This is a genomic window from Pseudomonas sp. 65/3-MNA-CIBAN-0223 (assembly GCF_040310425.1).
Lineage (GTDB): Bacteria > Pseudomonadota > Gammaproteobacteria > Pseudomonadales > Pseudomonadaceae > Aquipseudomonas > Aquipseudomonas gregormendelii.
Genome location: NZ_JBEOPV010000242.1, coordinates 1 through 254, shown reverse-complemented (window position 1 = coordinate 254; position 254 = coordinate 1). Strand labels below are relative to the sequence as shown.

1 pseudogene is annotated in these 254 nt (G+C 62.2%); it reads right to left on the bottom strand.

The features are described 5' to 3' along the window. Positions 1 to 254 (bottom strand): annotated as a pseudogene (locus AAEZ09_RS28745) (TetR family transcriptional regulator); the annotation flags it as partial.

The following is a 254-nucleotide window of genomic DNA, read 5'->3' as shown; positions in this document are numbered from 1 at the left end:
AACTTGGGCATCAACGTCAGGTCGGCGGCCAAATCGCGGGTGATGTCTTCGCGCAGGGCGGCGATGGCTTGGCGCACGGCCAGGCAGCCGCCGTACTGTTCGCGGGCCAGAAACAAAAATTGCGAACGGTTGGCCGAGACTACATCGAGAAAGATGCGCACCGAGGCATCGATGATGCCGCCCATCACGAATTCGTTGTGGCGCACCAGGCGGATCGTGGCGCGGAAGGTCTGGCCGACTTCGCTGACCAACAC